We start from the raw sequence: 18,871 nt of genomic DNA, 5'->3' as shown, positions 1-18,871 counted from the left end.
ATGAGAACGGATGACGTCTTGAAATAATTAGTCGGCAGGCTGGATCGCCAACGGGGCTGGGCGCTTGGGCGAGTGCGGCGGCGTGTGGCAGTTCTCAGTTCGCACTGTTATGGATCATTAGTTCTCTTTCTCAATTGACAATCATTATCATTCAACATAATTTGTCGCTCGATGTGTAGGACGACCCCGCCCCCAGGCGTCCCACTAACCTATTGGCAGCAAGGTGATTTCCATGACGGAACAAGTATCCACAAGCAGGTGCGATTCACCGCTACTTCAGGCATTCGTCGACAATCGACTGATTCTGGTCAAGATTGCAGCCCGCATCACCGGCTGCCGGTCACGCGCCGAAGACGTGGTGCAGGATGCGTTCTTCCGACTGCAATCGGCCCCGCCGATCACGTCGTCGATCAAGGCCCAGCTGAGTTATCTGTTCCAGATCGTGCGCAACCTGGCGATCGATCACTACCGCAAACAGGCGCTGGAGCAAAAGTACGCCGGCCCCGAGGAGGAAGGGTTGAACGTGGTCATTCAGGGCGCTTCGCCGGAAACCTCGCACATCAACTTCTCGACCCTGGAACACATCGCCGATGCGCTGACCGAGCTGCCGGTCCGCACTCGCTATGCGTTCGAGATGTACCGCCTGCACGGCGTGCCGCAGAAGGACATCGCCAAGGAACTCGGCGTTTCGCCGACCTTGGTCAACTTCATGATTCGCGACGCGCTGGTGCACTGCCGCAAGGTGTCGAGCAGTCGCGCCGATGCAGTGACCGCAAACCGTCGCTGACAAAAATCGGCCGCAAAAAAAGATCGCAGCCTTCGTCGAAGGGCTGCGATCTTTTTTGTTGTCAGCGAAATGTCACACCAGCGTGCACCGGTCGAAGAACCGCTCGCGCCCAAGGATCATCAGCGCCGCACGCTTGTGCGGGAAGTCGAATTCCTTCTCGCAGTGGAAGCACTGGTTGTGCATGTGGCCAATCATTTTCGCGTTGTCGGCACGGGGTTCGGCGACTACCCGCTGCGTGCGCGGATCATCCAGAAACAGGTAGTGCACCAGCGCCGACAGCCAACTCGCCACCTTGTGCGGGCCGCGATGATTTTCTTCCCCGACCAGCATGTGAATGCCGCGATCGTAATTGTCGGCATCGTAGAACGGCGCGATGCGATCTTCCTTGGCCCAGTAGGCTTCGAAATAGGCAAACGGCTGATCATCGAAACAACCGATCAAGGTCAGCGTGTGCGGATCGGCGTCGAGTTTGCTCAGGTACTCGCGATGCTGTTCGAGGCTGCCCTCTTCCTGCCAGAAACTGGCGACTCGCGGGCTGTTCTGCCAGCGATTGAAACGCGCCAGATCCTGCTCGATCTCCACCGTTCGCAGAGAAATCCAGGCACCGAGACGCGCATCGAAACGCCGATAAACCTCACCGCGCGGTTTGACCGGGCGCAACGGATGGCGCTTGCCGTTGCTGATGACCATCTGCTGCGGATAACTGCCGGTCAGCGAGACCCCCAGCCACGGTTGCGGCAGTTGCCAGAACAGCGTGCGCTCGCAGCGGTATTCGCCCGCCACTTCAGTGCTCACCAGCAAGCCGCCGAGCAAGGCTTCGGTCGGCGCCTGATCCAGTTGCCAGATCAATTGCTGACGCGCCGGATCCCGGGCAAACAGCCAATAACAGGCGGCCCACAGCGCCTGGCCTGGCGGCAGCGCGTAGCGTTCATCGATCTGGATCGGCCCCCGGCCTTCACGATCAAGGCACAGGCGAATCAGCGGTTGCCCGTCCAGGCTCAGGCTCAGACGGCTTTCGGTGGCATCGGCTAGCAGTTGGCTGCCCGAAGGCAGGGCCAGGGCAGTCAGGTCATTCAGATTGGACATGGGTCGGGCTCACGATAATCGTCGACAGTTCAACGATGGGACGTGAGCCGGGGCGAAAAATTTAGGCCGCTCGGCAAAAACCGCCGGTCATTGATGCGCTACCGGCACCACCGCGATCTTGTAGGGATCGAAGATCTTCAACATCTGCCCGTTGTCGCGCAGCCCTTGCAGCAGTTTGCCGAACGCTTCGCCGGTGATCGGTGCCTTCGGACTAAGAATCGCGTAATGGTGATAGATCTGATCGATACGCTGGGACACCAGCAATTCGTCACGCACCTTTTCATTACGCAGCAGGTAATCGAACAGGTACGAGCGGGTCACCAAGGCAATGTCTGCGCGTCCGCGCAAGACCATCAGCAGGTTGCTGTCGTGGGAATAGGTCAGCGTGGCGCTGTAGGTTTCTGCGAGGTATTTGGGATCGGCGTTGAAATTGGCGAATTCGTAGTGATAACCGCTGTACAGCGCCAGCCGTTTGCCCTTGAGATCGGCGAAGTAATTCTGCTGGCGTCCGGGTTTGTTCTGCGCGACGAAAATCTCGGCGTCCTCAAGACCCATGTCGACGGTGGTGTGGGGGATGTCCTTCCAGCCCCACTCCGGATTTTCGAAGATTGCCATGTCGGTGCGGCCATCCTTGAAATCACCGAACCGGCGAGGAATCGAGGTGGGTACCAGTTCAAAACGATAGTCGCTCTGGGCGCTGTTCAACGCGGCGACCAGCTCCGGCAGCAGGCCGGTGTCGGCGCCGTTTTCCGGGCGAATGGTGTAGGGCGGAAAATGCGCTGCGCCCACCCGAACCACCTGCGCCGCCGGAGCAGGCAATACCCATAAAGCAGCCAGCGCTGCGAGCATCAGCCCGGCGGCCGTCCGAATTGGCGAAGACTTCAAAACACCCCACTCCCCGAAAAAGTACCGATCATGCATTCAAGCTAGGCGGTTTCGCCAAGTTAGCCAGTTTCCCGGCCCGATAGAAAGCGCCTAGCGCTCTTCGAGCACCAGAATCAGCGCCTCTTCGGCCAGTTGATCCAGGCTCAGACTGCCGCCGGCACGGAACCAGGTGGTGGTCCAGGACAGCGCGCCCGTGAGAAAACGTCGGGTAATGAACACGTCGCCACGGATGAACCCCGCCTCCTTGGCCTCACCCAGCACTTGCAGCCAGAGGTCTTCATAAATGTCTCGCAGCGCCAGCACTTTGGCCTGGCCGTCTTCGGACAGCGAGCGCCATTCATACACCAGCACCGCCATCGCCTCGCCGCTGCCGCCCATGATCGACTGCAATTCGCAGCGGATCAGCGCCAGCACCCGCTCACGCACATCGGCGGCATCGGCAAGGGCTGCGCGCATCAGTGCGGTGTTGTAGCGGATGGTTTCCTCCATCACTGCCCGCAGGATTTCATCCTTGCTCTTGAAGTGATGAAAGATGCTGCCGGACTGAATCCCCACGGCACCGGCCAGATCGCGCACCGTGGTGCGCTCGTAGCCCTTGTTGCGGAACAGGTGGGCCGCCACTTGCAGCAGTTTGCCGCGAGCGCTGTCCGGATCGGTCAGCTGGCCGGCATCGACCAGTTCACGCATGACCCTCAGGGCTTTTTGCTCATCCACCCATTGTCTCCTACAGTCGATCATTCAAGTGTGCCGTACGCCGCAGAAACGGCGGGGTTGCGCGGGCAATTTAAGCCGCCACCCGCGACCAAGCAAGCGCTTGGGCAGAAGAAAATTCCAGGTGTTTACAAACCAAGCGCTTGCTTGGTAGCCTCGATGCACTTCTGTCACAGGTTGCTGAGTCGGAGATCAAAATGCCCACCACGGTTCGCATCGGATGCGCCAGCGCATTCTGGGGAGACACCTCGACCGCCGCCGCGCAGCTTGTGGCCGCAGGACAGCTGGATTATCTGGTCTTCGACTACCTGGCCGAAATCACAATGTCGATCATGGCCGGCGCGCGCATGAAGGACCCGCAGGCGGGATTTGCCGGGGATTTCATCGAAGTCCTCACGCCCCTGCTGCCGCAACTGGCCGAACAGAACATTCGCGTCATCAGCAATGCCGGCGGGGTCAACCCAAAGGCCTGCGCCGCCGCCCTGCAAGCGGCCTGCGACAAGGCTGGCGTAGCACTGAAAATTGCAGTGCTGTCGGGCGATGACCTGCAACCCCAGTTCAAACACCTCGCCTCCCAAGGCATAACGGAAATGTTCAGCGGCGCCCCGCTGCCGCCAATGTGCGTGTCGACCAACGCTTACCTCGGCGCGCCGGGCATCGTCGAAGCCCTGCGCCTGGGTGCCGACATCGTGATCACCGGCCGGGTGGTCGACAGCGCGGTGGTCAGCGCCGCGCTGGTGCACGAATTCGGCTGGTCGTGGCATGACTACGACAAACTCGCGCAAGCCGCCCTGGCCGGGCACATCATCGAATGTGGCGCGCAATGCACCGGCGGTAATTTCACCGACTGGCGCGACGTGCCGGACTACGAACACATCGGTTTCCCGATCGTCGAAGTCAGCGCCGACGGCCAGTTCATCGTCAGCAAACCGGAAGGCTCCGGCGGGCTGGTCACGCCGCTGACTGTCGGCGAGCAGATGCTCTACGAAATCGGTGATCCGCAGGCTTATCTGTTGCCCGATGTGGTCTGCGATTTCAGCCAGGTCAAACTTCAGCAACAAGGCAAAAACGCCGTCCGGGTCCACGGCGCCAAAGGCCTGCCGCCCAGCGACCAATACAAGGTCAGCGCCACGTATCCGGATGGTTTCCGCTGCACCGCCAGTTGCCTGATCGCCGGCATCGATGCCGTGGAAAAAGCCCGGCGCGTCAGTCGGGCGATCCTCGACAAGACTTCGGAAATGCTCGAACAAAAAGGCTTGGGACCGTACACCGAAACCGATGTCGAACTGCTCGGCAGCGAAGCCACCTACGGCCCTCACGGCCAGCGTCGGGACAGCCGCGAAGTGGTGATCAAACTCGCCGTGCGCCACCCGAACAAACAGGCGCTGATCCTGTTCTCCCGCGAGATCGCCCAGGCCGCGACCGGCATGGCGCCGGGCCTGACCGGCATCGTCGGGGGGCGGCCGACGGTGTATCCGCTGATCCGGCTGTTCTCGTTCCTGATCGACAAAAGCGCCTGCACCTTGCAGATCGACATCGCCGGCAAATCTCATCCGTTCGCCCTGCCCGCCCCCGCCACCCTCGACAGTCAGGATCTGCCCCTGCCCCACGAAACACCCAAACCCCAGGGCCGCGCCGACGCGAGTGTGCCGCTGGTGAAACTGGCCGTGGCGCGTTCCGGCGACAAGGGCAATCACAGCAACATCGGCGTCCTGCCGCGCCGCCCGGAATACCTGCCGTGGATCGCCGAAGCGCTGACCCCGGCGGTGGTCGTGGACTGGATGAGCCATGTCCTCGACCCGATTCACGGCCGGGTCGAGCGCTGGTATCTGCCGGGCACCCACAGCCTCAACTTCCTGCTGGAGAACGCCCTCGGTGGCGGCGGCGTGGCAAGCCTGCGCATCGACCCGCAAGGCAAGGCCTTCGCCCAACAACTACTGGAAATCCAGATCCCGGTGCCGCAGAGCATCGCCGAACAGTTCGACTAGAGGATTGGCACCATGGCGTTCGAATCGATTTTCCGGGCTGATCTGTTCAGCGGCCAGACCGTCATCGTCACCGGCGGCGGCAGTGGCATCGGGCGTTGCACCGCCCATGAACTGGCGGCGCTCGGGGCGACCGTGGTGCTGGTCGGACGCAAGCCGGAAAAGCTGCAAACCGTCGCTGCCGAAATTGCCGAGGACGGTGGCCGGGCGCACTGGAAGGCTTGCGACATCCGTGAAGAAGAAGCCGTGAAGGCGCTGGTCAGCGAACTGATCCGCGAACACGGCCCGATCCACGGACTGGTCAACAATGCCGGCGGGCAGTACCCGTCGCCCCTGGCCTCGATCAATCAGAAAGGCTTCGAAACCGTACTGCGGACCAATCTGGTCGGCGGTTTCCTGATGGCCAGGGAAGTGTTCAACCAGTCGATGAGCAAACACGGCGGCAACATCGTCAACATGCTCGCCGACATGTGGGGCGGCATGCCCGGCATGGGCCACTCCGGCGCGGCTCGCTCGGGCATGGACAACTTCACCAAAACGGCGGCGTTTGAATGGGGTTATGCCGGGGTGCGGGTGAATGCGGTGGCGCCGGGCTGGATCGCTTCCAGCGGCATGGACACCTACGAAGGCGCCTTCAAAGCCGTGATCCCGACCCTGCGCGAACACGTGCCGCTCAAGCGCATCGGCACCGAATCGGAGGTCAGCGCCGCGATCGTGTTTCTGCTCAGCCCGGCTGCCGCGTTCATCAGCGGCAGCACCTTGCGCATCGACGGCGCAGCCAGTCTGGGCAGTCGCGCCTGGCCGCTGCACAAGGCGACCCACAGCGAATCCTTCAACGGTTTTCACCGGGCCTATATGCCGGACGTTTTGAAGGACAAGGAGTAAGCCATGCCGCAGATCCAGTCCCAACTCGACCCGCACAGCGAAGCCTTCGCCCGAAACCGCGCAGCGATGCTCGCCGCCATCGAGCAAGTCCAGCAACTCGAACAGAACCTGCTGCACAAGGCTGCCGAAGCCAAACCGAAATTCGACAAACGTGGACAACTGTTGCCCCGTGAACGTCTGAATCTGTTGCTCGACCCCGGCGCGCCATTCCTCGAACTGGCGAGCCTGGCCGGCTACAAACTGCACGACGACAAGGACGGCAGTTCGGCCGGTGGCGGCTTGATTGCAGGCATCGGTTACGTGTCCGGCGTGCGCGCCTTGATCGTGGCGAACAACAGCGAGATCAAGGGCGGAACGATTTCCCCGTCGGGCCTGAAAAAGTCCTTGCGTCTGCAACAGATCGCCCAGGAAAACAAACTGCCGGTCATCACCCTCGCCGAAAGCGGCGGCGCCAACCTCAACTACGCGGCAGAAATTTTCGTCGAAGGCGCGCGCAGTTTTGCCAATCAGGCGCGAATGTCGGCCATGGGTTTGCCGCAGATCACTGTGGTGCACGGCTCGGCCACCGCGGGCGGCGCGTATCAGCCGGGGTTGTCGGATTACGTGGTGGTGGTGCGCGGCAAGGCCAAGCTGTTTCTCGCCGGTCCCCCATTGCTTAAAGCGGCGACCGGTGAAGTCGCCACCGACGAAGAACTGGGCGGTGCCGAGATGCACGCGCAAGTCGCCGGCACCGCCGAATACCTGGCGGAAAACGACGCCGACGGCGTGCGTCAGGTGCGGGAAATCGTCAGCCTGCTGAACTGGAACGAGCAACTGCCGTGGCTGCCCGAGCCGCAATTCAAGGAGCCGCTGTACCCCATCGACGAACTGCTCGGGCTGATCCCGGACGACCCGAAAAAACCCTACGACGTGTGCGAAATCATCGCTCGGATAGCCGACGAATCGCGCTTCCTGGAGTTCAAAGGCGAGTTCGATCAGCAGACCGTTTGCGGCCACCTGAAAATTCAGGGCCGCGCCTGCGGTTTCATCGGCAACAACGGCCCGATCACGCCCAATGGTGCGAGCAAGGCGGCACAGTTCATTCAGCTGTGCGACCAGAGCCAGACACCGCTGCTGTTTTTCCACAACACCACCGGCTTCATGGTCGGCACCGAATCGGAACAGCATGGCGTGATCAAGCATGGCTCGAAATTGATCCAGGCCGTGGCCAATGCGCGGGTGCCGAAACTGACGATTGTGGTCGGCGGCTCCTACGGCGCGGGCAACTACGCGATGTGCGGACGCGGGCTCGATCCACGCTTCATCTTCGCCTGGCCCAACAGCCGTACCGCCGTGATGGGTGGCGCCCAGGCAGGCAAGGTGCTGCGCATCGTCACCGAAGCCAAACAGCTCAAGGACGGCCTGGTGCCCGACCCGAAAATGCTCGACATGCTGGAGCAGGTCACCGCGCAGAAACTCGACAGCCAGTCCACTGCCCTCTACGGCAGCGCCAACCTGTGGGACGACGGGCTGATCGATCCGCGCGACACCCGCACCCTGCTCGGCTACCTGCTGGACATCTGCCACGAAGCCGACGTACGCAGGCTGCAACCCAACAGCTTCGGCGTCAGCCGGTTCTGATCGCCTCGGATCAAAGGAGAACAACAACAATGATCTTCACCCCGGAACACGAAGCTCTGCGCCGCACCGTCCGCCAGTTCGTCGAGCACGAGATCAACCCCCATGTCGATGAATGGGAAAAGGCCGGGCGCTTTCCGATCCACGAGATTTTCCGCAAGGCCGGCGACCTCGGTCTGCTGGGGATTTCCAAGCCGGAAAAATTCGGCGGCATGGGCCTGGATTACAGCTATTCGATCGTCGCGGCCGAAGAGTTCGGCACCATCCATTGCGGCGGCATTCCGATGTCGATCGGCGTGCAGACCGACATGTGCACCCCGGCCCTCGCCCGTTTCGGCTCCGATGAATTGCGCGAAGAGTTCCTGCGCCCGGCCATCACCGGCGAGCAGGTGGGCTGCATCGGCGTCTCGGAAGTCGGCGCCGGTTCCGATGTCGCCGGGCTGAAGACCACCGCGCGCAAGGACGGCGACGACTATGTGATCAACGGCAGCAAGATGTGGATCACCAACTCGCCGAGCGCCGACTTCATCTGCCTGCTGGCCAACACCTCGGACGACAAGCCGCACATCAACAAATCGCTGATCATGGTGCCGATGAACACGCCGGGCATCAGCCTCAGTTCGCACCTGGACAAGCTCGGCATGCGCAGCTCGGAAACTGCCCAGGTGTTTTTCGACAACGTGCGCGTGCCCCAGCGCAATCGCATCGGCCACGAAGGCGCCGGGTTCATGATGCAGATGCTGCAGTTCCAGGAGGAACGCCTGTTCGGTGCGGCCAACATGATCAAGGGCCTCGAATACTGCGTCGACAGCACCATCGAGTACTGCAAGGAGCGCAAGACCTTCGGCAACGCGCTGATCGACAATCAGGTGATCCACTTCCGCCTCGCCGAATTGCAGACCGAAATCGAATGCCTGCGGGCGTTGGTCTATCAGGCCACCGAGCAATACGTGAAAGGCCAGGACGTCACCCGACTGGCCTCGATGGCCAAGCTCAAGGCCGGGCGCCTTGGTCGGGAAGTCAGCGACAGTTGCCTGCAATACTGGGGCGGCATGGGCTTCATGTGGGACAACCCGGTGGCCCGCGCCTACCGCGACGTGCGGCTGGTGTCGATTGGCGGCGGCGCCGATGAAATCATGCTGGGGATCATCTGCAAACTGATGGGCATCCTGCCGGGGAAAAAGAAATGAGCGCCCTGCCCGATTGCCATACGCTGCTGCTGGAACGGCACAACGGCGTGTTGCACATCACCCTCAATCGCCCGGAAAGCCGCAACGCCATGAGCCTGCAAATGGTCGCCGAGTTGCGCGCCGTGCTGGCCAGCGTGCGCGATGACCGCAGCGTTCGCGCACTGGTGCTCAGCGGTGCCGGCGGGCATTTCTGTGCCGGCGGCGACATCAAGGACATGGCTAACGCCCGCGCCCAGGGCAGCGATGCCTATCGCGAATTGAACCGAGCGTTCGGGTCGTTGTTGGAAGAAGCACAGCACGCGCCGCAAGTGCTGATCACGGTGTTGCAGGGCGCGGTGCTCGGGGGCGGCTTCGGGTTGGCTTGTGTCAGCGATATCGCCATCGCCGATCATCAGGCGCAATTCGGTTTGCCGGAAACCAGTCTCGGCCTGCTACCGGCGCAGATCGCGCCGTTTGTGGTGCAGCGCATCGGCCTGACCGAGACCCGACGCCTGGCCCTGACCGCCGCCCGCTTCGACGGCCATCAGGCCCGGCGTCTGGGGCTGGTGCATTTTGTCGAGCAGGATCCACAGGCGCTCGCCGAGCGACTGGATGAAGTGCTCGACCATGTCCTGTGCTGCGCCCCCGAAGCGAATGCCGTGACGAAAAAACTGCTGCTGGCCAGCGCCGGCCAGCCGTCGAGTGAACTGCTGGACGAAGCCGCGCAGTGGTTCAGCGCAGCGGTGACCGGTGCCGAAGGCATCGAAGGCACGATGGCGTTTGTGCAAAAACGCAAACCGAGGTGGGCCCCTTAGAAGCATCGCGGGCAAGCCCGCTCCCACAGTTTTTGTGAGCACCACTGAATCCTGTGGGAGCGGGCTTGCCCGCGATGAGGCCCTTCAATCCACCGCCAACATTCAGGAAAAACCACCATGCCCGTCATCCATAAAATCCTGATCGCCAACCGCGGTGAAATCGCCTGCCGCATCCAGCGCACCACGCAGGCCCTCGGTTATCGCACGGTCGCGGTTTTCAGCGACGCGGACGCCGATGCACTGCACGTGCAGATGGCCGATCAAGCGGTGAACATCGGCCCGGCGCCGGTGCAGCAGTCCTACCTGAACATCCCGGCCATCCTCGACGCCGCCCTCCGCAGCGGCGCCGACGCGATCCATCCCGGCTATGGTTTTCTCTCGGAAAATGCCGAATTCGCCCGTGCCTGCAAACAGGCCGGCCTGACCTTCATCGGCCCCAGCGTCGAAGCCATCGAACTGATGGGCAGCAAACGCCAATCGAAAATCGCCATGCTCGCCGCCGGCGTCCCCTGCATCGCCGGCTATCAAGGTGCCGAGCAGGACGACGCAACCCTGACACGCGAAGCTGAACGCATCGGTTATCCATTGATGATCAAGGCCAGCGCCGGCGGTGGTGGGCGCGGCATGCGGCTGGTGCACAGCGCCGAAGAATTGCCGGCGCAATTGCGCACGGCGCGCTCCGAAGCCTTGAACGGTTTCGGCAGCGATGAACTGATCCTCGAACAGGCGCTGATCGAACCGCGCCATGTCGAAGTGCAGCTGTTCGGCGATCACCACGGCAACCTGATCTACCTCGGTGAGCGCGACTGTTCGATTCAGCGCCGCCATCAGAAAGTCATCGAAGAAGCGCCCTGCCCGGTGATGACCGAAGAACTGCGCCAGGCGATGGGCGAAGCGGCACTCAAGGCCGGGCGTGCGGTGAACTACGTAGGTGCCGGCACCGTGGAATTTTTGCTTGATACCGATGGCCGGTTCTACTTTCTGGAGATGAACACCCGGTTGCAGGTCGAACACCCGGTGACTGAACTGATTACCGGGCTGGATCTGGTGGCATGGCAGCTGTCGGTCGCCGAAGGTCAGCCGCTGCCGCTGACCCAGGCGCAGGTGAAACTCGATGGCCACGCCATGGAAGTGCGCCTCTACGCCGAAGATCCGGCCCAGGGTTTTCTTCCGCAGACCGGGCGTGTCGAAGCCTGGGCGCCGGCACTGGATCGCGGTTCACGGATTGATCACGGCCTGATCGAAGGCCAGTCGATTTCACCGTTCTATGACCCGATGCTCGGCAAACTGATCGCCCACGGCGCTACCCGTGAAGAGGCCCGGCGTAAACTGCTGTGCGCGGTGCAGGACAGCGTGTTGCTTGGCGTGCAAAGCAATCAGCGGTTGCTCGCCAGCCTGTTGCAGCATCCGCAATTCATCAGCGGCGAGTTCGGTACTGGCTTCATCCCTCAACATTTCGCCGATCACGATTGCCTGCACGCCTATTCGCCCAGTGCCGAAGAACTGGCCATCGCGGCGCTGCTGTTTTACCAGGCCGCCGCCCAGCAACACCGCGCCCCGTTGTCCGGATGGCGCAACAACGCCGGTGCGCCGTTGCTCTATCGCATCGGTCTCGACGCCCGCGACTGGAACGTGCAACTGCGCGCCAGCCCGGACAACACGTTTGAAGTGCAGGTTGCGGAGCGCGTCATCGAACTCAAACTCATCGAACACACCGCCGGGGCCGTGACACTGGAGGTCGATGGCCTGCGCCAGCGCCACGCTTATCGCCTGTGCGACGAGCAGCTCTGGCTGTTCACCCACCCCGGCAGCCTGCACCTGGTGGATCGAACTCATGCGGTGATCGACAGTCAGACCAGCGTCAGTTCCGGCACGTTGAAAGCCCCGATGGATGGCGCCATCATCGATGTGCTCGTCAGCGAAGGCAGCCCGGTCAGCAAGGGCCAGCTGCTGGTGGTGCTGGAGGCGATGAAAATGGAGCACCCGCTCAAGGCCGGCATCGACGGCGTGCTCAAGCGGGTGCAGGTCAAGGTCGGCGATCAGGTGAAAAATCGTCAGGTTCTGTTGCAGGTCGAGTAGTCGCCGCGCGCATTCGCAAGGTTTGACTACGCTCTGAATAATCAGGACGCGGAAATCAGGAACCCTGCGATGCCCCATTGGCTGGTCATAGATCTGGAAGCCACCACCGATGAGGGTGGCTGGCCGGTTACGGAAATGGAGATCATCGAGATCGGCGCGACCCTGGTGGATCGCGCGGGTCGCGAGCAGGATCACTTTCAGCGCTTCGTCAAACCGACGCGGCGCCCCTTGTTGACGCCGTTTTGCCGCGAACTCACGCACATCACCCAGGCCAACATCGACGCAGCGCAGCCGTTGAGTGAAGTGTGGCCGGCGTTCGAACGCTGGCTCGGTCAGCACCAGACACGCCTTGAAGGCTGGGCCAGCTGGGGCGATTACGATCGCAAGCAGTTGCTTCAGGAATGGCAGCGACTGCAACTCGACAGCGCCCTGAGCCGGGTGCCGCACATGAATCTGAAACAGCGCTTTGCCAAGGCCCGACGCCTCGAACGGCCCCTGGGCCTCAATGGCGCGTTGCAACTGGCGGGTATGCAGTTCAACGGTCAACAGCACCGGGCGCTGGAAGATGCGCGCAATACCGCACGCCTGTTGCCACTGGTATTGCCACTCTAGACAGATGACGACGCCCGGAGCCTTGTGCATACTGGCCGCCCCTTTTTGACCCTTTTAAGCCCTTTTCGAGAGGAATCGCCCATGTTTAAAGTCAACGAGTACTTCGACGGCACCGTCAAGTCGATCGCTTTTGGCACTGCTGAAGGCCCTGCGACCATCGGCGTCATGGCCCCGGGCGAATACGAATTCGGCACCAGCCAGCGTGAAATCATGCACGTGGTTTCGGGCGCACTGACCGTCAAACTGCCGGACAGCAGCGAATGGGAAACTTTCGCTGCCGGCAGCCAGTTCAACGTGCCAGCCAACAGCAAGTTCCAGCTGAAAGTGGCCGTCGACACCGCCTACCTGTGCGAATACCGCGGCTGAAACCCCGGTTTCCTGCGGTCATGAAAAATGCCCGTGTCCAAGGACACGGGCATTTTTCGTTTCAGGAGCGGTTATTCGAGGATTTCCACCGGCATGCCGATTTCAAGCCGGCCATTGCTGTCATTGACCAGGTTCTGGCCAAACATCGCGCCGTCGGCCTGGGCGCGAGTCTTCTGTAAGGTTGCCAGCGGCTCGCGGTCAGCGCTGCGCTCACCAGTCTGCGGATCGATCGTGGTGAGAATGCACCGCGAGCAGGACTTGACCACGCGGAACTCGACATCGCCGATCCGAATCCGCTTCCAGCCATCCTCGGCGTAAGCATCACTGCCTTCGATCACCAGATTCGGCCGGAACCGCAGCATTTCCAGAGGGCGCCCGACTTCCTGCGACAGGTGTTGCAGTGATGCCTCACCAATCAGCAACAGTGGAAAGCCGTCGGCGAACGCCACTTGATCGTCGTCGTTGCCGTACCCGGCCTGAGTCGTACGAGCGCGTTCAAGCGGCACTTGCACCAGGCGCGTCGGTTTACCGATGAAATCGCTGACCCAACGGGCCGCCTCTTCACCGGCATCCGGTACGCGCAAGGTATCGCGCCAGATGGTTACGCCACGCAGGTCATCGTCGCTGCCGGGCAAAGCGACATCGATTGCCGAGTGCCCCGGCGCGCTGAGCGTCAGGCCACCGCTGGCGTTCCACAGCGCCGAGAGCTGGCTCATTTTCGCTTCGGCACGCTGGGTCAGGAATCGCCCGCTGGCCTCGTCCACCAGCATCCAGCGTCGGTCGCCCTCAAGCCCCAGTTTGTCCAGGCCGATCCCTTGCAGGACCTCGCCCTTTGCGGATTTCAACGGGTAACGATAAAGCGCGCTCAGACGCAGCATGGCCAGCTCCCTGGTGGGTCAAAAACGCCACCCTATACGAGCTTTGTCAGCGAATCAAAGGCTGACGCGAGGTCAGCCTCGACAGGTTGATCAGGCCGGTACTTCGTCGAGCATCAGACGCTGGCGCACAACGTCGACCAATTTGTCCGGCTGGAACTTGGAGAGGAAATTGTCGCACCCGACCTTCTTCACCATCGAATCGTTGAAGCTGCCGGACAGCGAAGTGTGCAGCACCACATACAGGCCACGCAGGCGCGGATCGTTGCGGATTTCGGTGGTCAGGCGATAGCCGTCCATCTCCGGCATTTCGGCGTCGGTGAACACCATCAGCAGTTTGTCGGTCATGTTCACCCCGGTGTCGGCCCAGGCCTTGAGCATGTTCAGGGCTTTGAGGCCGTCGCTGGCGATGTGCATCTTCACGCCCAACTGGCCGAGGGTGTCGCGCAATTGCGAGAGCGCCACGTTGGAGTCGTCCACCAGCAACACTTCGCGGCCACGGGCGCGTTCCAGCACCGGGTCGTCCAGTTTGTCGCGGGAGACCTTGGCGTTGTACGGCACGATTTCGGCGAGGACTTTCTCGACGTCGATGATTTCCACCAGTTGATCGTCGACCTTACTGATGGCTGTCAGGTAATGCTGGCGACCGGCACTGGTCGGTGGCGGCAGAATGGCTTCCCAGTTCATGTTGACGATGCGATCCACGCCACCGACGAGGAACGCCTGCACCGAACGGTTGTACTCGGTAACGATGATCGTGCTGTTCGGGCCCGGCACCAGCGGACGCATGCCGATCGCCTGGGACAGGTCGATCACTGGCAGCGTCTGGCCACGCAGGTTGACCACACCGCAGACAAACGGGTGACGCTGGGGCATCAGGGTCAGCTTCGGCAGTTGCAGGACTTCCTGAACCTTGAACACGTTGATCGCGAACAATTGGCGTCCGGCCAGTCGAAACATGAGAATTTCCAGGCGATTCTCACCCACCAGTTGCGTGCGTTGGTCTACCGTGTCGAGAATGCCGGCCATCAATGACTCCTGGGCTTGTTCTGATGAATTCACTATTGGGGGTTATCGGCTGAATCTGGCGGATCTTGATCCCGTCACAAATCACCAACAAAATGCCATGCACAAGCATTGATGTCACATTAACATCATGCTTTACTGGCTCGGTGAAATCATCTGCTACATTCTCTTCGGCGCGACCCCGATTTGCGCCACAGGTTCCCGTGCCTAAGGGAATCCCCTAGTGACAATCAGGCCCAACCTGATGTTCGCGATATCCAATAGCCATTAATGTGACGCCATTCTCATTGCATGAACGGAGTCAGGCTATTGTGTGCGATCGCAGTTCAGTGGAAACACATCCTCTTGAAACCCCAGGTCTGTGCCAATGCACACCGGGGCGCGGTCTCGCGACGGTTCACGATCGTCGACACACACGGCATTCCCTCATCAGACATGACGTGGTGGAGATAAGCATGCCGAACGACCGTAGTGACTGGGCGCAGCGGTTCCCCGAATTTCTCGTCGAGGCTGAAACGCTCCTGGCCAAGTCTGAAGAATGCCTCAGTCACTTGCAGCTGATCAGCAATGACAGGGACGCGATTGACTGCATGCTCAGTACTCTACTCAAATTGGCAAACAAGGCCGATGCCCTGGCACTTGAGGCGATATCCGAATTTTCCCTGCACCTGCATGGCCTGCTCACCCAGGTTCAGGATCATGTGGATCTGCATGCGCAGGCCCTGGAAGCACTGAAAGACTGCTTCACCCTGATGGCCTGGCAACTGGAACTGGTTGACCCAAGTACCGGCCAATTGGGCTTGGATGAAAGCGAGCAGGCGTCGCTGATCGAAGCCTTTGCCTGCCAGGTCGGCCAGACCCACTTTCAATTGCCGCACACTGGCAAGTCCCTGACCCTCGTAGCCTGGTCGGAACGGCAAGCGTAATCGGGCACGCCTTGGGCCGTTTGAGCCGGTCAGCTTTCGCAGTCGAATGTCGCTAATGAATAGTTCATGCCTGCCTGCGACACCCCCCAATAAATAATTACGCTCACTGAATGCAGACTACCCTCTGCTGATATCAGGGTTTTCCTGTGTAAAAGAAAACTTGCGACCGCATCGATAATTATCGGATCAGGTATTTCAACTTTCCATTATGGAACCTTCGTCCAACATGGCCTGTTTCCTGACTCTTTGGACATATAGGCCAAACGCGACCAACGGTATGTTAAGTGGTATTATGCCGCCCGTTAGTTGTTTCAGTTAATGGCATTGTGACTTCGATGATCGGTCACCACCGAACTTGTCGCTCAATTATCGATCACTGAACCATTTTGAAATCAACAACCTGAATGACAGTTTTCCAGACAGAGACCGCCAGCCCTTCTGACCGGTCTGCCCGCAGCGAACATCCATTGGCTCCATCCGCTATGTACGCCAGCCTCAAGTCAATCACCACATGGCCTCCCTCCCGAAAAAATGCCCGCAGGTTCACACTTCTGCTGTGTACAGGTTCGGCTCTGGGCAGTCTGTTGACCTATGGATTGTCAGCGCAGCTGCCGCTCGGCCTGCTGCTGATCAATGTGGCGGCTGCGGGCTGCGTCTGGACACAACATCGCCTGTCGCGCAAATCCATCAAGTTCCAGCCTCAGGAACTGGCCGACCGTTTGCTGGAAGTCCAGGAAAACGAGCGCCATCGCCTGAGCCGTGAACTGCATGACGATATCGGCCAGTTGCTGACGGCCGCCAAACTGCAAAGCGAATGGCTCAAGCGTCGCTTGCCCGCGGACATGCAGGAACACTGTTCGGTACTTTGCGAGACGCTGGAAGAAACCCTCAATAAAGTGCGCGACGTTTCGGCCATTCTCAACCCACGGCAATTGACCAGCCTTGGTCTGGAAGCGAGCCTGCGTGCACACCTGCTCAAGGTACTGACCAATACTTCGGTGCACTGGAGTCTGGACTGCCAGCAGCGCCTGAATGGAATCCCCGAAGAAATGGCCGTCGCCGCCTTTCGCATCACTCAGGAAGCGGTGACCAACATCCTTCGCCACGCGCAGGCCAAAAACCTGTTGATCCGCGTGCAACGCCTGCCGCAGGGTCTGACCCTGCTGATCAGCGATGATGGTCTGGGATTTTCCCCGGCGGCCAATCCAGGTCGTGAAGGACAACGGGGCATGGCCGGGATGGCCGAACGCATCGAGCAACTGGGCGGCACACTCAGTGTGACCAGCGAGCCCGGCAAAGGTACTCAAATCGAAGCACTATTCCCCTGGGCGCCCCGTGCACTCGAGCGGGCCAGTACGAATAAGGTTATGCGTTGACTTGTAACTTACTTCTGGTGGATGACCACTCGCTGATCAGGGCCGGCGTGCGCGCCCTGGTACTGGATATTCCCGGTTATGCGGTTATCGGCGAGGCCAATGACGGCTCGCAGTTGCTTGAGATGGTCGAGCTGCTGTCTCCCGATATCGTATTGCTGGATATTTCCATGAAAGAAACCGGCGGTCTGGAGGCCCTGCAACGGCTCAGACGCGTACGCCCGCACGCCAAAGTGCTGATTCTGTCGATGCACACCGACCCCGCGCTGATCATGCAGGCGCTGGAGTCCGGTGCTCACGGCTATCTGCTCAAGGACACCACGGCCACCGAGCTCGAACATGCACTGGAAGCGCTGCGCAACAACGAGCGCTACTTGAGTCCTGCCATCGCCCATACCGTGATCAATCAGGCACTGACCCGTAATCTCAAGCAGCAGCCGGAAGTCGCCGAATCACACAACCTGACGGCTCGCCAGCTGGAAATCCTGCGCTTGATCGTGCGTGGCAAATCCACACGGGAAATCGCCAATGGGCTGGGCCTGAGCATCAAGACCGTGGAAACCCACCGTTCGCAGATCATGAAACGCCTGCAGATCTACGATGTGGCGGGCCTGGTGCTGTTTGCCGTGCGTGAACAGATCATCAGTCTGGACGACTGAGTCGAGGCGTTGCGCTCAACAGCGGCGAATCCTTCGGCAGATGCACACGCAACGCCCCGGCGCGCGCCGCAAACCGCAAACTTTCGCCCTCCAGTGGCTCGCCGTCGAGATTGATGTAAAGCCCTTCGGCGACCTTGATTTCAACCCATGGCAAACGGGCGCGCACAAACATGTTGTCGATGCCGAAGCCGTCGCTGAGCAGATTTTTCAGCGTGCCAACCAACTCCTGCGGCGCCGGCAGGATGCTGATATCCAAGAGACCGTCGTCCACCAGCGCTTCGGGGCACAACACGTGTCCGCCGCCGGCCTGACGACCATTTCCGATACCAAGAGCCAGCAACTCGCCCTGCCAATGAAAATCCGGCCCCTGCAATTCACCGTAAGCGGCATGCAGTTCACTGAACCGCGTCAAACCGGTGAACAGATAGGCTGCACCACCCAACACCTTTTTCAGATCTTCCGACGTATTGGCCGTTACCTGGCTGCCGAATCCTCCAGTCGCCATGTTCAGGAAGATCTGCCCGCCGACTTCACCCAGATCGATATCGTGGGCGGGCGCTTCAAGCAACTCAAGCGCCTCGGCCGGCTCCAGCGGAATACCCGCCGCGTGGGAAAAGTCGTTGGCAGTTCCCAGCGGTAAAAGCACCAGAGCGGCTTTTCCCGGCTGGGCCGCCAGCGCTTCGGCAATGTCACGCAGAGTGCCATCTCCACCACCGGCGATGATCTGGCGATATCCCGCCGCCAGCGCCTCCGTTACCAGTCGCTGGGCATCGCCAGCTTCCCAGGTCAGGCGCACAGCCAGTTCCCAGCCCTGCTTTCGCTTGTTCTCGACAGCGGCACGAACCGCCTCGTTGAGTGCCTGCTTGCCATGCAGGATCAACAATGCCTTGCGTTCACTCATTTCGATTACTCCCGGAATTGAATCAGTACAAGATATCTTGACCCTCAGCGCGGGTAAAAAAGTCGCACGCCTTCTGATTAATTCCTGAAGCCAGTCCTGCCCGTCCTACATAAC

18 protein-coding genes are annotated in these 18,871 nt (G+C 60.7%); 12 read left to right on the top strand and 6 right to left on the bottom strand.

All coding sequences use genetic code 11. The features are described 5' to 3' along the window. The first annotated feature begins 232 nt into the window (after positions 1-232). A complete protein-coding gene (locus tag ACTJK7_RS20930) occupies positions 233-787 on the top strand; it encodes an RNA polymerase factor sigma-70 (RefSeq protein ID WP_011335256.1) in 555 nt (184 codons plus the stop codon). Positions 788-859: 72 nt separating this feature from the next. Here the strand turns inward: ACTJK7_RS20930 and ACTJK7_RS20925 are convergent, their stop codons facing one another. The 3 genes from ACTJK7_RS20925 to ACTJK7_RS20915 form a co-directional block, all read right to left on the bottom strand. Then, the gene (locus tag ACTJK7_RS20925) at positions 860-1,873 is read right to left on the bottom strand and encodes a GNAT family N-acetyltransferase (RefSeq protein WP_440780160.1); all 1,014 of its coding nucleotides are present in this window, start codon (positions 1,871-1,873) and stop codon (positions 860-862) included. Between the two features lie 87 nt (positions 1,874-1,960). Continuing rightward, entirely contained in the window at positions 1,961-2,758 is a 798-nt protein-coding gene (locus ACTJK7_RS20920; protein WP_064384020.1) for a substrate-binding periplasmic protein, read from the bottom strand. A 90-nt stretch (positions 2,759-2,848) separates the two neighbouring features. Continuing rightward, on the bottom strand, positions 2,849-3,472 hold the full coding sequence (locus ACTJK7_RS20915) for a TetR/AcrR family transcriptional regulator (protein WP_007955773.1): 624 nt from the start codon (positions 3,470-3,472) through the stop codon (positions 2,849-2,851). 194 nt (positions 3,473-3,666) lie between these two features. Here ACTJK7_RS20915 and ACTJK7_RS20910 point away from each other — a divergent pair, with 194 nt between their 5' ends. From ACTJK7_RS20910 to ACTJK7_RS20875, 8 genes are all read left to right on the top strand, one after another. Beyond that, entirely contained in the window at positions 3,667-5,457 is a 1,791-nt protein-coding gene (locus ACTJK7_RS20910; protein ID WP_108562888.1) for an acyclic terpene utilization AtuA family protein, read from the top strand. Positions 5,458-5,469: 12 nt separating this feature from the next. Beyond that, positions 5,470-6,339 (top strand): SDR family oxidoreductase, encoded by an 870-nt coding sequence (locus ACTJK7_RS20905; RefSeq protein WP_108562889.1) that lies wholly within the window; start codon positions 5,470-5,472, stop codon positions 6,337-6,339. 3 nt (positions 6,340-6,342) lie between these two features. Next, positions 6,343-7,959 (top strand): geranyl-CoA carboxylase subunit beta, encoded by a 1,617-nt coding sequence (gene atuC, locus ACTJK7_RS20900; RefSeq protein ID WP_440780161.1) that lies wholly within the window; start codon positions 6,343-6,345, stop codon positions 7,957-7,959. Positions 7,960-7,988: 29 nt separating this feature from the next. Then, positions 7,989-9,146: a citronellyl-CoA dehydrogenase gene (gene atuD / locus ACTJK7_RS20895; protein ID WP_007908685.1), complete on the top strand. Its 1,158-nt coding sequence runs from the start codon at positions 7,989-7,991 to the stop codon at positions 9,144-9,146. Next, the gene (locus tag ACTJK7_RS20890; protein ID WP_236197117.1) at positions 9,143-9,940 is read left to right on the top strand and encodes an enoyl-CoA hydratase/isomerase family protein; all 798 of its coding nucleotides are present in this window, start codon (positions 9,143-9,145) and stop codon (positions 9,938-9,940) included. Before atuD ends, ACTJK7_RS20890 begins: the two co-directional genes overlap by 4 nt. A 117-nt stretch (positions 9,941-10,057) precedes the next feature. Then, positions 10,058-12,019 (top strand): acetyl/propionyl/methylcrotonyl-CoA carboxylase subunit alpha, encoded by a 1,962-nt coding sequence (locus ACTJK7_RS20885; protein ID WP_440780164.1) that lies wholly within the window; start codon positions 10,058-10,060, stop codon positions 12,017-12,019. A gap of 69 nt (positions 12,020-12,088) precedes the next feature. After that, positions 12,089-12,631: an exonuclease domain-containing protein gene (locus ACTJK7_RS20880; protein ID WP_064383252.1), complete on the top strand. Its 543-nt coding sequence runs from the start codon at positions 12,089-12,091 to the stop codon at positions 12,629-12,631. Between the two features lie 81 nt (positions 12,632-12,712). Further along, complete coding sequence (locus ACTJK7_RS20875; RefSeq protein WP_440780165.1) at positions 12,713-12,997, top strand: pyrimidine/purine nucleoside phosphorylase; 285 nt, start codon at positions 12,713-12,715, stop codon at positions 12,995-12,997. Positions 12,998-13,068: 71 nt separating this feature from the next. On the opposite strand, the gene ACTJK7_RS20870 is transcribed toward ACTJK7_RS20875, so the two are convergent. Both ACTJK7_RS20870 and ACTJK7_RS20865 read right to left on the bottom strand, forming a co-directional pair. Next, complete coding sequence (locus tag ACTJK7_RS20870) at positions 13,069-13,875, bottom strand: MOSC domain-containing protein (RefSeq protein ID WP_064383254.1); 807 nt, start codon at positions 13,873-13,875, stop codon at positions 13,069-13,071. A 90-nt stretch (positions 13,876-13,965) separates the two neighbouring features. Then, entirely contained in the window at positions 13,966-14,901 is a 936-nt protein-coding gene (locus ACTJK7_RS20865; protein WP_003226705.1) for a chemotaxis protein CheV, read from the bottom strand. 452 nt (positions 14,902-15,353) lie between these two features. Between ACTJK7_RS20865 and ACTJK7_RS20860 the strand changes: the two genes are divergently transcribed. The 3 genes from ACTJK7_RS20860 (at position 15,354) to ACTJK7_RS20850 (ending at position 17,856) form a co-directional block, all read left to right on the top strand. Then, positions 15,354-15,824, top strand: coding sequence for a hypothetical protein (locus tag ACTJK7_RS20860; RefSeq protein ID WP_011335268.1), 471 nt, complete (start codon positions 15,354-15,356; stop codon positions 15,822-15,824). A 482-nt stretch (positions 15,825-16,306) separates the two neighbouring features. After that, positions 16,307-17,200, top strand: coding sequence for a sensor histidine kinase (locus ACTJK7_RS20855; RefSeq protein ID WP_108562896.1), 894 nt, complete (start codon positions 16,307-16,309; stop codon positions 17,198-17,200). Then, on the top strand, positions 17,197-17,856 hold the full coding sequence (locus ACTJK7_RS20850) for a response regulator (RefSeq protein WP_007955750.1): 660 nt from the start codon (positions 17,197-17,199) through the stop codon (positions 17,854-17,856). The genes ACTJK7_RS20855 and ACTJK7_RS20850 overlap by 4 nt, the downstream gene beginning before the upstream one ends. Here ACTJK7_RS20850 and yegS read toward each other — a convergent pair. Then, positions 17,840-18,757: a lipid kinase YegS gene (yegS, locus tag ACTJK7_RS20845; RefSeq protein WP_085655128.1), complete on the bottom strand. Its 918-nt coding sequence runs from the start codon at positions 18,755-18,757 to the stop codon at positions 17,840-17,842. The genes ACTJK7_RS20850 and yegS overlap by 17 nt on opposite strands. Between the last annotated feature and the right edge of the window lie 114 nt (positions 18,758-18,871).

The organism is Pseudomonas sp. 22085 (assembly GCF_052045815.1).
In the GTDB taxonomy this organism is placed as follows: Bacteria; Pseudomonadota; Gammaproteobacteria; order Pseudomonadales; family Pseudomonadaceae; genus Aquipseudomonas; species Aquipseudomonas glycinae.
The sequence above is the reverse complement of the archived record's forward strand: the minus strand, read 5'-3'. Positions and strand labels throughout refer to the sequence as shown.

Bases quoted from the DNA above. Each gene is read 5' to 3' on its own strand.
- ACTJK7_RS20880 (WP_064383252.1), top strand. From the start codon at position 12,089: ATGCCCCATTGGCTGGTCATAGATCTGGAAGCCACCACCGATGAGGGT.
- ACTJK7_RS20855 (WP_108562896.1), top strand. From the start codon at position 16,307: ATGTACGCCAGCCTCAAGTCAATCACCACATGGCCTCCCTCCCGAAAA.
- ACTJK7_RS20890 (WP_236197117.1), top strand. From the start codon at position 9,143: ATGAGCGCCCTGCCCGATTGCCATACGCTGCTGCTGGAACGGCACAAC.
- ACTJK7_RS20875 (WP_440780165.1), top strand. From the start codon at position 12,713: ATGTTTAAAGTCAACGAGTACTTCGACGGCACCGTCAAGTCGATCGCT.
- atuD (WP_007908685.1), top strand. From the start codon at position 7,989: ATGATCTTCACCCCGGAACACGAAGCTCTGCGCCGCACCGTCCGCCAG.
- atuC (WP_440780161.1), top strand. From the start codon at position 6,343: ATGCCGCAGATCCAGTCCCAACTCGACCCGCACAGCGAAGCCTTCGCC.
- ACTJK7_RS20860 (WP_011335268.1), top strand. From the start codon at position 15,354: ATGCCGAACGACCGTAGTGACTGGGCGCAGCGGTTCCCCGAATTTCTC.
- ACTJK7_RS20885 (WP_440780164.1), top strand. From the start codon at position 10,058: ATGCCCGTCATCCATAAAATCCTGATCGCCAACCGCGGTGAAATCGCC.
- ACTJK7_RS20865 (WP_003226705.1), bottom strand. From the start codon at position 14,901: ATGGCCGGCATTCTCGACACGGTAGACCAACGCACGCAACTGGTGGGT.
- ACTJK7_RS20910 (WP_108562888.1), top strand. From the start codon at position 3,667: ATGCCCACCACGGTTCGCATCGGATGCGCCAGCGCATTCTGGGGAGAC.
- ACTJK7_RS20870 (WP_064383254.1), bottom strand. From the start codon at position 13,875: ATGCTGCGTCTGAGCGCGCTTTATCGTTACCCGTTGAAATCCGCAAAG.
- yegS (WP_085655128.1), bottom strand. From the start codon at position 18,757: ATGAGTGAACGCAAGGCATTGTTGATCCTGCATGGCAAGCAGGCACTC.
- ACTJK7_RS20930 (WP_011335256.1), top strand. From the start codon at position 233: ATGACGGAACAAGTATCCACAAGCAGGTGCGATTCACCGCTACTTCAG.
- ACTJK7_RS20925 (WP_440780160.1), bottom strand. From the start codon at position 1,873: ATGTCCAATCTGAATGACCTGACTGCCCTGGCCCTGCCTTCGGGCAGC.
- ACTJK7_RS20905 (WP_108562889.1), top strand. From the start codon at position 5,470: ATGGCGTTCGAATCGATTTTCCGGGCTGATCTGTTCAGCGGCCAGACC.